Raw genomic sequence first — 15,308 nt, forward strand, 5'->3', positions numbered from 1 at the left:
TTTCAACGGATGCACGACATGAACAGACTTAAGGGAAAGACCGCTGTGATCACCGGTGGCGCTACCGGCATCGGCCGCGCCGCGGCGAAGCGCTTCATCGAAGAGGGTGCCTTCGTTTATATCTTCGGCCGCCGTCAGGAAGCGCTCGACGCCGCTGTGGCCAGCCTCGGGCCCCGTGCCCGCGCCGTGAAGGGCTCGGTGTCCAATCAGGCGGACCTCGACCGACTCTACGCGCTCGTGAAAGCCGAGCGTGGAATGCTCGACATCGTATTCGCCAATGCTGGAGCGGGGAGACCGCTTCGGCTCGGCGAGATCACCGACGAGCACATCGATGACACTTTCGACACCAACGTGAAGGGCACGATCTTCACGGTCCAGAAGGCACTCCCTCTGATGAGCGAGGGCGGTTCGATCATTCTCACGGGATCGAGCGCCGGCACCACGGGCGCTCCGGCCTTCAGCGCCTACAGCGCGAGCAAGGCGGCAGTGCGCAACCTTGCGCGGACCTGGGCGGAGGACCTGAAGGGCACCGGCATCCGGGTGAACGTTCTCTCGCCCGGGGCGACGGCGACCGAACTCGCGAAGGAAGCGTTAGGCGAGGAAGGCCAGAAGGTCTTCGCCCTGATGACTCCGCTACAGCGCATGGCTGATCCGTCAGAGATCGGGGCGGCGGCTACCTTTCTCGCCTCGCCAGACAGCAGCTTTATGACCGCGAGCGAACTCGCCGTTGATGGTGGCCTTGCGCAACTCTAAGGAGAAAGATCAAATGACACAGCCACTAAAGGGCAAAACCGCTCTCGTTACGGGCGCATCGCGGGGCATTGGCCGCGCCATCGCCGAGCGTCTCGCGAAAGATGGCGCAATCGTCGCGCTGACCTATAACGCCAGCAAATCAGGCGCGGACGAGGCGGTCGCTTCCATCGAGAAAGCGGGAGGCACCGCATTCGCGATCCATGCGGATCTCGTTGATCGGGCGACTGTCCCGGCTTTGTTCGAGAGACTCAACGACGAGTTCACCAGACGGAACGGAAGCAAAGCCCTCGACATTCTGATCAACAACGCCGGCAATTCCGGCTGGGTTGGCTTCAAGGACGCGACGCCGGAGAGTTGGGACACCTTGATGGCGGTCTACGCCCGCGCGCCCTTCTTCATCATTCAGGCCGCTCTCGATCGTCTCGCCGATGGTGGACGCATCATCAACATTTCTTCCGCAGCCGCCACGAAGCCCGTGACGGCTGCGCCCGTCTACTCGATGGCGAAAGCGGCCATCAACACCCTGACCCATACGCTCGCAATCGAGTTGGGGCCGCGTGGCATCACGGCGAATGCCGTAGCACCGGGCTTCACCCGAACGGATGCGAACGCCGAGTTTCGGGAGAATTCCGAACTCGTCAAGGCGGTCGAGGCCCAAATCGCGCTGGGCCGCTTTGGCGAGCCTTCGGAGATCGCCGCTGTCGTGGCGTTCCTGGCCTCCGATGAAGGCCATTGGGTGACCGGCCAGACGATTGAAGCGAGCGGCGGTTACAAGCTCTGACCGCGCCGGGGAAACGAAGGAGAAACGTATGAACTACGCCATCATTGGCTTCGGCAAGATCGGCCACGCACTTGCCAAGGCGTTCGCCCGCAACGGCATCGAAGTGCGTTGCAACCACGCGCGACCCAGAAAGCTTTGCGACCGATGCGGCCGCGATTGGACAGGTGGATGGCTTGTGCATGCGCGCGGAAAGAACTGGGGACACCTGATATTCAACGACTTGATCAAGTTCGATTAATGAATCGGGATTGAAGGGATGATGGCAGCGGTAAGTAGCCAGTCGTCCCCGAACTCGGTCCTTACGTCGAACAGGCGCGGTGGTCCACCGTGCATCGACGAACATCGGACAGCAGTCGACCCAAATCGGCCGCTTGCACCTGCTGGTGCAGAACGGCATCTCTCCGAGGTCACGCTGTGATCTGAGTAGGTCGACCGACGCGCGCGGCAGCACGACATGCTATTAGGGTCACTCACACGCCGCGCCGCGCCCCCTATTTCCATAGTTGACCGAAATGACATCCGCGTATTGAATGGCCGTTTGCTGAGCAGAGCGGTCGTCTGAACGTCCGAGCCGCGCGGGCAGCGCATCCAGGTTACTGGATGCGCGCCTGCACGGGAGCCTGTATTGCGGCCCTCAAAATCCAACTCTTTCCCGACCTTTAAGCGCCAGCATGTCGCGCGCCTCCGCGGGCGTCGCGATTTCATAGCCAAGATCCTCGAGTATCCGGCGAACCTTGACGACCTGCTCAGCGTTAGAACTAGCGAGCTTGCCACGCGCGATATTCAACGAATCTTCCAGTCCGACACGGACATTCCCGCCCATCATGGCCGCTGTCGTGGCGAAGTTCATCTGGGCGCCGCCTGCGCCGAGGACCGACCAGCGATAGTCCTTGCCGAACAGTCGGTCGGCGGTCCGCTTCATGAACACAAGGTTGTCGAGGTCTGCACCGATGCCACCCAGAATCCCAAAGATAAACTGAATGAAAACCGGCGGTTTGAACATGCCGATGTCCATGCAGAATCTCAGGTTGTACAAGTGACCGAGGTCGTAGCACTCGTGCTCGAACTTGACGCCATGTGCTTCGCCCAGTTCCTTCGCCGTGAACCCGATATCGCGGAACGTGTTACGGAAAATGTACGAGTCCGAGTTGCGCAGATAGGCTTCTTCCCAGTCGAACTTCCACTCTTTGTAGCGATCTGCCAGCGGGTGCATCGAGAAATTCATGCTTCCCATGTTTAACGATGCCATTTCGGGTGATACGCGGCGTGCCGGCGCGATGCGCTCATCCATCGTGTTCGTAAGGCTGCCTCCCGTCGACAGATTGATAACCGCATCGGTCGACGCCTTGATGTCCGGCAGAAACTGCATGAAGTGATCGGGATCGATCGATACCGCACCGTTGGTCGGATTCCGGGCGTGCAGATGGAGAATCGCCGCACCGGCCTGCGCCGCGTCGATGGCTTGCCGCGCAATGTCTTCGGGTCGATAAGGTAACGCGTCCGACATGGTCGGCGTATGGATGGCGCCAGTGATAGCGCAAGTAATGATGACTTTCTTGTCTTGACGAGCCATGGACCGTCCTTTCTGCTAAATCCAAATGAAGTCGTGCACGCCCGGTATCGACCGGGCAGCGTTCGCTGTCGTGCGGAATCAGGCGGTGTGGTACCGCAAATCCGCCACGTGCGCCGCAAGCAGGGCGTCGAATCGATTCAGATCGGCAAACCGATTGACCCCGCGTCTGATTTGCGCCTCGAGCACCAGTTCGACGACCTTATCGTTAAACGGTGTCGCTACTCGACGCTCGCGGCCTTTTTCACACACGAGCCCGTTGATGTAGCGAATCTCCGTGTCGCGCCCCTTCTCCAGGTCTTGCAACATGCTGGCCTTCAGTGCAGCGTGTGCGCCCCATATCTTTCGATACAGCGGCATCTTTGAGGGGATATCGGCCGCAGTGTCGAATTCGAAGGTTTCGAGGTCTTCGCCTTGCATCGTGACAAGACGCACGCCGTGTGCGTGAGCGACCTTGATGCACTCGTTTGCAACGAACGCCACACAGGTCATCGCCCGCGCGTCGTTGAGCACGTCGCCGAACGTGCAGCCCAATGCTGCAGACATGCCGCTGAACGTGGCATTCATCAACAGCTTGCTAAAGCGGATGCCCATCAGATCGGTGCGAATATCCGTGTTGCCCACGCACTCGAGATAGGACTGCACTTGCGCCAGCCGCGGCCGGACCACGCCGTCGATTTCGCCGATTTCAAACGCAAAGTTTTTCAGCGCGGCGTAACTGGAAGTGAGCGACGACACGCCCGGCTTGATCCATGTCGCTCCGAATCCGACGGCGCCGCCCACGGTGCGCTGCGCGCCGACGATACTGGCCACAGCGTGTTCGGGTATCCCGTTCTGCAAGGTGCAGACGACACTGTCCGCGTGAAGGTGCGGGAGCAACTGGGTCAGCGTCTGCTGGTTGCTGGTCTGTTTGGTCAAAAGAAACACGAGATCGTACTGGCCGGTCATCTCATCGGGCGTCAGCGCAGTGACAGGAACGTTCAGCTCGATAGACCCCGTGATCGTCGCGCCCATCCGGTTGAGCGCCTCGACGTGTTCCCGGTTTGTGTCGAGCAGGTCGATCTGCTTGCCGGCCTGCGCGATCAATGCGCCGATGATGGTGCCAAGGGACCCCGCGCCTACCACTGCTGCTCTCATACGTTCTCCGTCGTTGGCTGAGTTTGAGTAATCGACCGGTTATTTCCCGGTGCGCGATGCAATCGCGCCGGCTGTTATCAAAGGCCGTGCGGGAATATCAGGAATGCGACACTACCCACGACGAGCGCATACAGAAACATGGCGAACGTGTACGGCAGGATGTCCTGGAACCGGACTTTGAACGCCGCCATGAACGGCAGCGCCCAGAAAGGTTGAATCAGATTCGCGAGCTGGCCGCCGGTGCTGTATGCGTTGACGACATGGGCGACGGGAATTCCAAGCTTCTGGCCGGCCGCGATGATGTAGGGCGCTTCGACGGCAAACTTGGAACCGCCCGACGGGACGAAGAAATCCATGATCGTCGTATAGATGAGCACGATCCATGAATAGGTTCCCTTGGTCGAAATGGACAGAAACCAGTGCGTAATGATGTCGGACAGACCCGAGTGGACGATCAGTCCGAAGATGCCCGCGTACAGCGGAAACTGGATGATGACGCCATAGGTTGTGCCCACACCTTGTTTGACGGATTCCGTGAAGCTGCGCGGCGAACCATGAAGCACCATACCCAGACCGAACAGCATGAAGTTGATGACGTTCAGGTCCAGCTTCGCTGCGCCCATGGTCACAATGAACCGCACGGACCAGATCAGGATACCCACGCCAAGGATGGTCAACAGAACACGCGAACGCTCCCAACGCTCGGCGGGGCGCAGGTTCTCAGTCGAGTCGGTGGCGCTCGGGACTCGCGTGAATTCGTCGTACACCGCATCGCTGATCTCAACCGCCCGCTCCTTTCGCGGCATCAGCAATGCGAATATGACCGGCAACGTGACTAGTTGGAACAGGACGAGCGTCAGCAGAAACGGCGACAACGCCGTCTGCGTGAGCGGAATCAGCCCGCCGATCGCTTTTTCCAGAAAGTTTCCGGAGGTCGCTGCCAGCAACGGCGCGGATTGCGATGGCCCGTTCGCCATCAACAGCATCATCGTGTAGGCGGCAGCGGCCAGAACCGGATAGTGGATACCCATGCCGCGTTTACGCACGGCCACTTCCTTCCCCATGACGATCGCCACCATGATTCCCGCCGCCCAGTGCAGCCAGCTCACGACACCAACGATCAGGCAGAACAGGATCAAGGTTGAGCGTGCGGTCGACGTCATGCCGATCACGCGGACAATCGCCGCCTTGACCAGCTTCGAGTCGGCCACGACGAAGCCGGTGATCATCATCACAGTCAACTGCATCGCGAACGTAAGCAACACCCAGAAGCCTTTCGCGTAATCGTCGAGGAGTTCCAATGGGCCGTGCCGCGTCAACCCAAGCGCCATCACGTAGACGATGAGCGTCAGTGCAACGACAAAGACCATCGAGTCGGGAATCCAGTTGAGACTCCACTGCGTGAACCACTCGGATACGTTTCGCCGGCCTTGTCTCGCCGACTCAGTGACGCCGCGCGCTGAGCGCTCGGCGTCGTCTTGCACCATTTGCACCATGTCTTGCTCCCCTTAACTGAATCGAATCGCCTGCTCAGGCGTGAGCGCGCGCAGGCATCAGCCATGCCGCCGTTCAAATACGTCGGGTGACGCTGTCAACGTCAGGGACTGGCAGGATGCCGCGACGGCCGGTCACAGCATGGAGGGGCGGATTTACCGCAGGGAGCCGGCGATAACACCGAAGAAGTGATAGTCACGTTGTCTCCATCGTCTGATTGTGTGCAAGCACGGGAACGTGGGCTTTTCCGTGGCTTGTGATCAGGATGGTAGTGAGATATCCTGCCCGTCGAAAGGTCATTAAGGGACTCGTGCAGGTCAAAAAGGGACAATCGGAGACAGTGGTGCGATCACAACTTCCACTGCCGCATGAGCAAATCTACGCGCCGTACAAAATCGGCGCCGTAGTGGAAGTGCTTGCGGAGCAAGGCATTCCGCCTGAAATGAGTTTGAAGGCAAGCGGTGTCGCCATCGACAAGCTGTACGACGCGTTTGAACTTACGTCGGTCCGCCAGTACCTGACGGTGTGCGAGAACGCGGTCAGGATCGCCACTGATCCGGCCACCGCCTTCGAGATAGGGCGCCGCCTGCACCTGTCCGCGTACGGAATATACGGATACGCGTTGCTGTCGTGTTTGTCGCTGCGCGAGTACTTTCGGTTAGCTGTGAAATACCGGCGCCTCGCCACACCGCCCGTCAATATCGAATGGACTGAGCAGGATGAGACCGTGACGTGGACCTTCGCGGATGCGATCGTCCCCGACCCATCGCCGAGGCTTTGGGAATTCCTGATCGAGCAGCAGGTCAGCCTCAACGTCACTCACCTTCAGGAAATTGCGGGTCGCGAATGCCCACCTTTGCGCGCGACGTTCTCGTACCCGGCGCCGACGCACGCGCACCTCTACGCCAGGTATCTGGGCTGTTCCTGTGAGTTCGACGCACCTCAGTGCGCGCTCATTTACGACCGCGCGATCCTCGATCAGAAACCGCAAAAGGCTCACCGGCTGACGACAGCGTTACTGCAAGAAACTTGTGACCGGCTTGTCGGGCAAGAAAAGACGTCGAGTGGGCTATCGGGGGAAATCTACAAGGTCTTTCTGACTCATCCGGGTGATTTCCCTTCCATGGATGCAATGGCTGCAAGATTCAACATGGTCAAGCGAACGCTTCGACGTCGCCTGGATGCGGAAGGGACTTCATTTCAGTCGATTCTGGACGATGTGCGATCTTCCCTCGCGCAAGAGTATCTGCAGACAACCCGGATGAACGTGAACGACATTGCCACCCTGCTCGGCTTCAGCGATGCCGCAAATTTTCGGCGCGCACTCAAACGTTGGACGGGCAAGGGACCGAAAGAGCTTCGCAGTTAGTGCGCGAACCGACGCTGCGGTTGGCGCCCGCAATCAGCAAGTGGCATGTCACCAGAAAGCACGGTCATCGTGGCCGGAATGCCGTCACTCCGTTCAGGCCTCGACGTTCACCGGGCCAAACAACACAACACCGGGACTACCGTCAGGTCGCTTGAATAGCGTCGCGCGATCGCCATTTACACCGTGGCTCGCGATCGACAGGGGCTGCGTAAAACCCACCGTTACGGTGGCGAGCCTGGCATGGTTGCGATTCGGCACCCGATCTCCAGGCCTGGCACCGGCATTCTTCTCGTTTTCCGTTTGCGCGGCACTGGCCGCAACACGCAGCAAATCGAGTGCGGTACTGACGCCGTGTAGCGTCGGCTGCCCAAGTCCGGAGATCAGCCCGCGCAGACGGCTACCTCCATCGTCGTTAGTACCGTTAGGATTCTTGTCCTGCCCGACTGTGGTCGTATTGCCCGGCGGGAGGGAAGTAGCGGGCGCGCCTGGGGTTGCAACATCGATAACCGACGAGGTCGCGGACACCGACTGGTTTTGGAGCGAAACCGACAACGCACCACTATCGGGATCAAATGATATCGACACCGAACCTGCACGTGCATTGACTGTCGTCCCCGACGCCGACAACGTCGTCCCATAACCGGCCGATACGGCAACGTCGCCGGCAAATGCTTTAGTGAAACCAGATACCGTAAACGGTTCGGCAGAGGTCGCGGCGAAGCTTGCATTCAGGCTGATAGAACCGCCTTTTGCCAGTTGCTCGCTAAAACTCGCACCGACTGCCTCGGCTTGCTGCGCCGTAAAACCGCTTTCCACAAGTAAATTTTGAAGCGCACCGCTCAGTTCGCTGTTAGCGGTTGCCGTTATCTCCCGTTGTCCGGTCGCTGGATCGACGTTGGTTGCAGTTTGCAGGATCTGCCCGAAGGTAGCCTCGAACTGGTTGACGTTGGCCGTCGCAACCATCGGAACAGCTGCCGCCCGAAGCATGGCGAAATTTTCTTGCAGTTGCTGCATTTGGCCGTTATCAACGTGGCCGATCTCCAGCCCTGCCGATTGACTGGATAGTTTCCGCCCGACGTTGACGGACGCCGACGAATTATTCTGTAAGCCGGACAACTGGGCGTCAGTGATGCTGTTGATCGGTGAAGACATTTGAATGTACCAGGCGCGGTTATCTATTCGGGATTTTCTGTCGCGCCCATGAGCAGCAAAAAGCGCAACGCCTACAGAACGATATCGACAAGCGCCTTGCTGGGCTTTAGCTCAAACGATGCTTTTTTTTTGCGTCCGCGCGCGCCCCCCCGGGCGCCTGAGCGCCCACCGATGGAATGCTTCAGTCGAAGAGACAACTGTCATGCGATTCGGCTTTCAGAATCATCCTGAGACTCGACCGACACCTGAAGTCGGTTGGCAGTAGTTTCCTCGATGCAGGGGTATTCACGCTTGAGGCGGCTAACCTATCGGTCGGCCTTGAACACATCGGCAAGCACGGCCCATCGCTCGTGATCTTGCCATTCGCCATTGATGCGCAGATAGCGCGGCGAGAAGCCTTCCTTCTGAAATCCTAGTCGGCGTACCAACGCTATTGACGCGTGGTTGTTTGGCTGGATGTTCGCTTCGAGCCGATGCAATCCCAACTCACCAAACGCATAGGTGACTGCGCTTCTAACTGCGTCGGTCATCAACCCTTTCCCGCTGAATTTCGCCATTCCGTAGTAGGCGAGATAAGCGCTGTGGAATGCTCCGCCCACGATTTCACTGATGTTGATCACACCGACAACTTCACCCGTAGCCTGCACCCGCGCTATAAGACCAATGTTCGGGCCAGTAAGGCAACGCGCGAACCAGACATCAAAACCTGCCTGATCTGTGAATGAGGTGACCCATGGGAGGTGATGGTCCTGACTGGAGCAATTTGCCGAAATCAGATCGGTAGCGTCATCGCGAACTACGCGACTCAGTTGAATCAAGCTCATGATTATTGTGAAGCCCGAAAGCCTTAGATTTTCGGATGCAGGGCTGTACTTTCCAGATCTTCCACCGGACCATACAGCGCGTTCGCTTGCTGTTTCACTACTGCCCAGTACTTGTCGCCGTATGACCAATGCCACCATTCGAACGGGTAATTGACGAAGCCTGCATCTTCCAGAGCAGAGAACATCAGCGAGCGGTGCTTGCGAGCGTGCGCATTCAGATTGTCGAACTGCGAAAAACAGGCCCCGCCCGACACCACCTCGTCGGCATCGTAGGCGCAGCCGAGGTCAAGCTCACGCCCGTCGCGATCACACAGGGTGATGTCTATTGCTCCACCGCCGGGATGCCCTGCGACCGTTGGGGGTGCAACGAACCGCGAAGTAACCTCGATTGCATCGGACTCGGCCAGGCCCGGATTGCTAGCCAGTACCTTGCGCAACCGCCGCTCAAAATAAAATCTCTGCAGAGCGGCTGGTCGTAGCGATTCCTTCACCAGAAGACAATAGTCCGATGGCAGGTTCGAAACAGCGTCGACGAGTCGACAGGCGACCGATTCCCGTACCGTGAATGTTGGCTGATAGCCAAGGCAAGCGATATTCTCGTCCGATTCATCAATGCTCAGCCGAGCATGCAGGCCGGCGATCGCGACAAGCGGTTCACCACATTCCACTGTCGGCATCGCACTCACGCGAGCATCGGAAAGACTTAGCCAATTCATGTTAAGGGATATCGAGGCGCTTATTCTGGTTGTGATGCCGGACGCATTCTTGCGGTCATCCGCTACGTTTGCCGAACCACCGCCTGCGAGCGACAGACTTATAACAGAGGTCAATAAAACGGGCTAGCAAAGAACCTGTTGGGGGCTGTTTGAGCACGCTGAGAGCCTCCGAGCGGCCTACATAAAATGATTGGAACGCAAGTGCCTAAAAAAATGTGACATGCGCCCGTCATAGGCACTGACCGGTTTCGTTCCTTTTTCGGACGTTTCGTTTGCCCCTGCAAATGACTCTTCACGGCCCCGGCAGCGGCCACGCCGATCGACGGCGACGACTTTGCCCCCGTCGGCTTGAAGTCAGGCGGTGAGGTGGCCCCGTACCTGCACATTTTCAAAGGCGCCGTGGACGAGGACGATGGGCGGCTTTTCCGCGGACATCGCGCTGGCGTCTGTGCGGCGTAGCCTGACTTCCGGCTTTCGCGATCCTTCGCACCTGATGACAGTCGCAGGTGATGCTACGATGCCTCGGCATCGTCTCCTTATCCCGCGCAAGAAATGGCGATCGATGCATAACCATTAAACGATGATATTTGCGGTTAATAGGCGAAAGGACATGAGTTCGATATACCGTGGAATGGACCGTGCGGCGCTTGACCTGGCCTATAACAACGTCCGGGCAGAGCCCGAGTATCGGGCGATCATGGGTCGATTCAAGGAGCAGAGTGAAGCTGTTTATCGCAATGCGGAAGTGAGGCGGGACCTTCGCTACGGTAACCGGTCACGTCAACGCTTTGACTGGCTCTCATGCGGCAAGCAAGCGGCGCCGACTTTTGTCTTTATCCATGGCGGTTACTGGCAAAACTATGTGAAAGAAGATTTGGCGTTCGTCGCACGTGGTCCGCTCGAGCGCGGATTCAATGTCGTGATGGCGGAATATACGCTCGCTCCCGAAGCATCGATGACGGAAATCGTCGACGAAATCGGAGCGCTGCTCGATTTATTGCAGTGGGATACCAGCGAGGCAGGTTTCGGCGATCGTCCCGTTTGTGTCTGTGGTCATTCGGCGGGAGGGCACCTTGCCGCCCTTCATCGGGATCACCCCGGGGTCGCGATGACAGTCTCTGTGAGCGGGTTGTACGATCTGGAACCCATCTCACTGTGCTGGCTGGATGACAAGCTGAATCTAACGGAGGAAGAGATTGCCCGTTTGAGTCCGTTGCATCGCATCGCTCGCGGTGCACCTACCATTGTGTCTGTCGGCATGGCAGAACTCCCGGAACTGATCGGACAGTCTCAGCGTTATGCGACCGCGTGCGAAGCAAGTGGGGAGAATGTGATCTTTCTGCCGCTTCCAGAGCAACGGCATTTCACGATCCTGACAGATCTGGCAAACCCGAATGGATCACATATGGCAGCGATCGTCGATAGCCTGGTGTTTCGCCCCAAAACTAACTTTGCATAAACGCGCGATCTTTTCGAGGAATCAACGGTTGAGGTAGCGCACCGGAAACGGTGAAGTAACGCGCGATGGAACGCTTCGATGCCCGTTTTATCGGCTGCGGGCGCTCGCTTCAATGCGTCGAACCCGAAGGCGTTTCACGCAAATCGTCGCTATGCCCCCACCGCAACGGCCTCATCGCCATACGGACGAGGTCGGCCAGATTACGCCTGATCGTAAAGACCAGCCATGATTTGCGGCGACGGTCATTAGCGCGTATCGCTTCGACATGAGTCACCTCGCAAGGATACGAGGTCTTACCGATCTTCGACTGGCTATCGAATCCTTTACCCTACCCTTGGCTGGCCATTCGATGCACTCAAGCCGCCGTCGACGGGTAAATTTACGCCAGTAACGAAGCGAGCGTCATCGCTTGCAAGAAAAGCAATCACCGCCGCGATATCATCGGGTTCGGCCGCACGACCTAGCGGAATGCGCTCCACGAACTTCGCGATTAACGATTCGTTGCCTTGCATGTCGGCGGTCAAACGCTACAACGTCTGGACCACACTTATCCCAGCCGCTCGCAGAAGGTAAGCACTAGAGGATCGAACGGATTCGTGAGCTCTGCGATAAGCGACTTGCGGAGGTGCTTGAGCTTGCGCAGGTTCTTTTTATCGAACGTGGCGGGTTTCTCGAGCGCGATTGAGAGTTCGACGAGCAATCGATGCTATACACCGCGGCGCTGCAAACAAGCGCGCATTGATATCGGACTTCGATACCCAAGGGAGGGGAATATACGCAGGTATGTCACGCCGCTACTCAATATCTTGAACAAGCGGGCTCGCTCGCTCTATGCTTCGCACAAGGAAGTGCGCTTGACCAACTAAGCAGACGATTGGAGCCTATCTATGAAATATGAAAAATCACAGTCAGCGATCGATCGACTGACCCCGGAGCAGCGACGCATCACCCAGGAGAACGGCACCGAGCGTTCGTTCACAGGTGAGTACAACAGCAACAAGGAGCCCGGCATCTACGTCGATATCGTCTCGGGCGAGCCTCTCTTTGCGTCGACTGACAAGTTCGACTCGGGCACAGGGTGGCCGAGCTTCACCAAGCCAATCGTTGCCGCAAACGTCAACGAGGTGCGGGACGGCACCCACGGGATGGTGAGAACCGAGGTCAGATCAGTTCACGGCGACAGCCACCTCGGCCATGTCTTCCCGGACGGCCCGTCCGATCGCGGTGGACTGCGCTATTGCATCAATTCCGCGTCGCTCCGCTTCATCCACCGCGATGAGATGGATGCCGAAGGGTACGGCGAGTATCTCGATCAGGTTGCGGAGAAGTAACATGCAACCGTATATATCTTGTATATCCGGTTACTAAATGATCGCTTCAACATCAAATTGCGAGAGCTGTTCCGACCTTGAGCACTATTCAGTGATGGATGGACGGAGATACGCACCTGTCGGCACTTCATAGTGCCTGATGCTCATCAGCAGCGACTAGCGTGGCCATGTCTCGCTTGCCATCAGATGTGGCACCAGGCGAGCATGGTCCAATCCCAGATCTTGACGCTTCGTCATTGTCATCCGCTCGGTCGCAGTCGTCGAACCTTCCGGCGCCGGACCGGCGGCTGCCGGACAGGATATGCGTCAGGAAAGCGGACTCCCGTTCAACACTGTGACGAACGCGGCGCCGGCTGTGAGGGAGGGGCGACGGGCACAGCCGTCAGCTCTCCGGACGCGGGGAGACCAGAGCGCGTGTTTTCGGCCTTCTCGCTCTCTTTTTTTGCGGCATAGGACATTGCGGGGTCTCGCTTGTTCCCCTTGTTCTGCGGGAACTTGCCGCTCAGCTCCGCGGCAATCAGATCCGCGCGGACCTGTTCGCGCGTCAGCGAAGCGGCGGTGACCGCGTGACTAAGAAACGATAAAGCGAAGAGGGTCGCGACGACCCAGGCATAGTTAGCGCGTTGCATGTCGACGTCTCCTGAAGTGATCGCCGTCCGTCGTTCGCGGCGGCGTTGGGCTTATCGTAGCTGCGGAGATCGGCGGGCAAAAGGCGCGTCGACTGAATAACACTGATTCCCCGGCGAGAATGATGGCGCACACGCCGCGTGAGTAAGGAAGGTGGCCTCGCTTGTATCTGATGAGGCACTTCTCGAAAAACATTGTTTGAAGTCCGAATGTAACCGGACGTATTGCCGAACGCTACGACCCTGTCGCTCGTTTCGAGGCACTCAGCCCCTACCATTTATTCTTGTCGTTCATGTCTATCATAACCATATTGGCCTAATGATCCGGCGTACACGAGAAAACGCTCGTAAAGGCAGTGCGTCGCCGAAGCGCCAATGCATTCGTAACTGGACCAAAGAAGAGCGGCACGACTCAATCAACCTTAGGAAGACCTAGCGAGGAGGCAATGCATGCCGGAAGGCACAGGCCTCGCAAAGCTCAGACGACAGGCCTTTGCGTGCACGCAAGAAGGAATGAGCCGAGCCAATTGTGGCGCGAGGCTGACGGACGGGTACATGCTCGTTGACAAGCTATCTAAGGGATACGTATGTTTACATCTATCCGTCGGGACGCGCCGCTAACGATCGTCATGATTGCGTTGTCGGGACCTGTCGCCCCTCGTGCCAGACGGAGAATCGGCAACACCAGCGGACAGCGCGAGTATCGTGCCCGGTGAAAAACACGGAGCTCGCGCAGCAGGCAGCGAGACATATGGATCGGCTGCAGCATCGCTCAGCAGATCAATAATCCTTATGAAGTCGGCGCTGATCAGTGCGCTCTCACCGGGATACCATAAACATGAGAAAGACCCTTATGTTTGCTGCGTTGTCGAGTGTGCTTTCGTCAGCCTCGCATGCACAAAGCAGTGTCTCGCTGTACGGCCTGGTCGACGCGGGCATCACGTACACCAACAACGTGAAAGGCCACTCCCTCTGGCAAGAAACAAGCGGCGCAGTCAACTCAACCCGCTGGGGCCTGCGTGGCACCGAGGACTTGGGTGGCGGTCTGATGGCTATCTTCACGTTGGAAGGGGGCTTCAGTACCAACAACGGCACGCTTAGCCAGGGTGGGCGCGAATTCGGTCGCCAGGCGTTCGTCGGTCTGGCGGACTCTAAATTCGGCGCGCTGACGCTTGGCCGCCAATACGACAGCATGGTTGACTATGTCGAACCGCTTGCACTGCCAGGCCAGCAGTTCGGGGGCACATTTACGGCACACCCCTTCGATAACGACAACCTGGACAATACGTTCCGCCTCAACAACTCGGTCAAGTATGAAAGTCCGGACATCGCTGGCTTGAAATTCGGAGGGGTGTATGCGTTCTCGAACAACGCAGGACAATTCGCGAACAACCGCGCATACAGCGCCGGGGCGACGTACAGCTACGGCGCGCTGACCGTCGCGGCGGCTTACTTGCAACTGAACAACAACCTCTCGGGCGCCACGCCCGCCGCGGCGCTTACCTCCGTGAGCAGCACAGGCGCGGTCGCTGGCGACAGCACGCTGCTGGCAGGCCGTCAACAAACGTGGGGCGCCGCCGTGAACTACGGGATCGGCCCGGTGGTCGCCGGCTTCGTGTATTCGCAAACAAACCTGACCCAAGGTTTTGGCGTTAATCCGACCACCGCCGGCCAGACGATCTCGTTCGGAGGCAACAGCGTTCACTTTCAGAATTTCGAATTGAATGGGCACTATGCGCTAACGCCGGCAGTGAGCCTCGCGGGCAGTTACACCTACACGCAGGCCAATTTTGGCGCGGGTTCGGAGCCGAAGTGGGGCCAGGTGAATTTGCAGGCAGCCTACTATTTCTCGAAGCTGACGACGGTGTATCTGCAGGGCGAGTACCAACACCTGATGAATCGTGAGGGATTGAACGGTCAGACCATTGGCGCGATGATCAACAATACCGCCAGTGGCGGAGCGTCGTCGACGGGCAACCAGGTTGCCGTGACCGCAGGCCTGCGTGTCCGCTTCTAAGCCATCTGGCGAGCCCGCTTCACCTAGATTTGCAGGCAAATGTCTTTCTGGTATCGATTCGGCTTGCAGAAGTGTTCAA

The 15,308-nt window shown here is 58.2% G+C and carries 13 protein-coding genes and 2 pseudogenes; 7 read left to right on the top strand and 8 right to left on the bottom strand.

Going from position 1 to position 15,308, the window contains the following annotated elements; all coding sequences use genetic code 11:
• The first annotated feature begins 18 nt into the window (after positions 1-18).
• From KZJ38_RS33600 to KZJ38_RS36805, 3 genes and pseudogenes are all read left to right on the top strand, one after another.
• On the top strand, positions 19-753 hold the full coding sequence (locus KZJ38_RS33600) for an SDR family NAD(P)-dependent oxidoreductase (RefSeq protein WP_219803789.1): 735 nt from the start codon (positions 19-21) through the stop codon (positions 751-753).
• 13 nt (positions 754-766) lie between these two features.
• Complete coding sequence (locus tag KZJ38_RS33605; RefSeq protein WP_219801325.1) at positions 767-1,534, top strand: SDR family NAD(P)-dependent oxidoreductase; 768 nt, start codon at positions 767-769, stop codon at positions 1,532-1,534.
• Positions 1,535-1,562: 28 nt separating this feature from the next.
• Positions 1,563-1,695: pseudogene (locus KZJ38_RS36805) on the top strand (NAD(P)-binding domain-containing protein); the annotation flags it as partial.
• 473 nt (positions 1,696-2,168) lie between these two features.
• On the opposite strand, the gene kce reads toward KZJ38_RS36805, so the two are convergent.
• The 3 genes from kce to KZJ38_RS33625 form a co-directional block, all read right to left on the bottom strand.
• Positions 2,169-3,107 (bottom strand): 3,5-dioxohexanoate:acetyl-CoA acetone transferase, encoded by a 939-nt coding sequence (gene kce, locus KZJ38_RS33615; RefSeq protein WP_219801326.1) that lies wholly within the window; start codon positions 3,105-3,107, stop codon positions 2,169-2,171.
• Positions 3,108-3,185: 78 nt separating this feature from the next.
• Positions 3,186-4,241, bottom strand: a complete 1,056-nt coding sequence (locus KZJ38_RS33620) for a ketopantoate reductase family protein (protein WP_219801327.1) — start codon at positions 4,239-4,241, stop codon at positions 3,186-3,188.
• Between the two features lie 77 nt (positions 4,242-4,318).
• Positions 4,319-5,737: a short-chain fatty acid transporter gene (locus tag KZJ38_RS33625; protein ID WP_219801328.1), complete on the bottom strand. Its 1,419-nt coding sequence runs from the start codon at positions 5,735-5,737 to the stop codon at positions 4,319-4,321.
• Between the two features lie 341 nt (positions 5,738-6,078).
• On the opposite strand from KZJ38_RS33625, the gene KZJ38_RS33630 reads away from it, so the two are divergent.
• Complete coding sequence (locus KZJ38_RS33630; RefSeq protein ID WP_219801329.1) at positions 6,079-7,104, top strand: AraC family transcriptional regulator; 1,026 nt, start codon at positions 6,079-6,081, stop codon at positions 7,102-7,104.
• 93 nt (positions 7,105-7,197) lie between these two features.
• On the opposite strand, the gene KZJ38_RS33635 is transcribed toward KZJ38_RS33630, so the two are convergent.
• The 3 genes from KZJ38_RS33635 to KZJ38_RS33645 form a co-directional block, all read right to left on the bottom strand.
• On the bottom strand, positions 7,198-8,256 hold the full coding sequence (locus tag KZJ38_RS33635; RefSeq protein ID WP_219801330.1) for a hypothetical protein: 1,059 nt from the start codon (positions 8,254-8,256) through the stop codon (positions 7,198-7,200).
• Positions 8,257-8,561: 305 nt separating this feature from the next.
• Entirely contained in the window at positions 8,562-9,080 is a 519-nt protein-coding gene (locus KZJ38_RS33640) for a GNAT family N-acetyltransferase (protein WP_219801331.1), read from the bottom strand.
• A gap of 23 nt (positions 9,081-9,103) precedes the next feature.
• A complete protein-coding gene (locus KZJ38_RS33645) occupies positions 9,104-9,757 on the bottom strand; it encodes a M15 family metallopeptidase (RefSeq protein WP_246642099.1) in 654 nt (217 codons plus the stop codon).
• A gap of 649 nt (positions 9,758-10,406) precedes the next feature.
• On the opposite strand from KZJ38_RS33645, the gene KZJ38_RS33650 reads away from it, so the two are divergent.
• Entirely contained in the window at positions 10,407-11,255 is an 849-nt protein-coding gene (locus tag KZJ38_RS33650) for an alpha/beta hydrolase (protein WP_219801333.1), read from the top strand.
• 323 nt (positions 11,256-11,578) lie between these two features.
• Here the strand turns inward: KZJ38_RS33650 and KZJ38_RS33655 are convergent.
• Positions 11,579-11,779 (bottom strand): annotated as a pseudogene (locus tag KZJ38_RS33655) (SDR family oxidoreductase); the annotation flags it as partial.
• Between the two features lie 363 nt (positions 11,780-12,142).
• Here KZJ38_RS33655 and msrB point away from each other — a divergent pair.
• The gene (msrB, locus tag KZJ38_RS33660; protein WP_219801334.1) at positions 12,143-12,586 is read left to right on the top strand and encodes a peptide-methionine (R)-S-oxide reductase MsrB; all 444 of its coding nucleotides are present in this window, start codon (positions 12,143-12,145) and stop codon (positions 12,584-12,586) included.
• 326 nt (positions 12,587-12,912) lie between these two features.
• On the opposite strand, the gene KZJ38_RS33665 is transcribed toward msrB, so the two are convergent.
• Positions 12,913-13,215, bottom strand: a complete 303-nt coding sequence (locus KZJ38_RS33665) for a DUF4148 domain-containing protein (protein WP_219801335.1) — start codon at positions 13,213-13,215, stop codon at positions 12,913-12,915.
• 835 nt (positions 13,216-14,050) lie between these two features.
• On the opposite strand from KZJ38_RS33665, the gene KZJ38_RS33670 reads away from it, so the two are divergent.
• Entirely contained in the window at positions 14,051-15,229 is a 1,179-nt protein-coding gene (locus KZJ38_RS33670) for a porin (protein ID WP_219801336.1), read from the top strand.
• Positions 15,230-15,308 lie beyond the last annotated feature (79 nt).

The organism is Paraburkholderia edwinii, from assembly GCF_019428685.1.
GTDB classification, from domain to species: domain Bacteria; phylum Pseudomonadota; class Gammaproteobacteria; order Burkholderiales; family Burkholderiaceae; genus Paraburkholderia; species Paraburkholderia edwinii.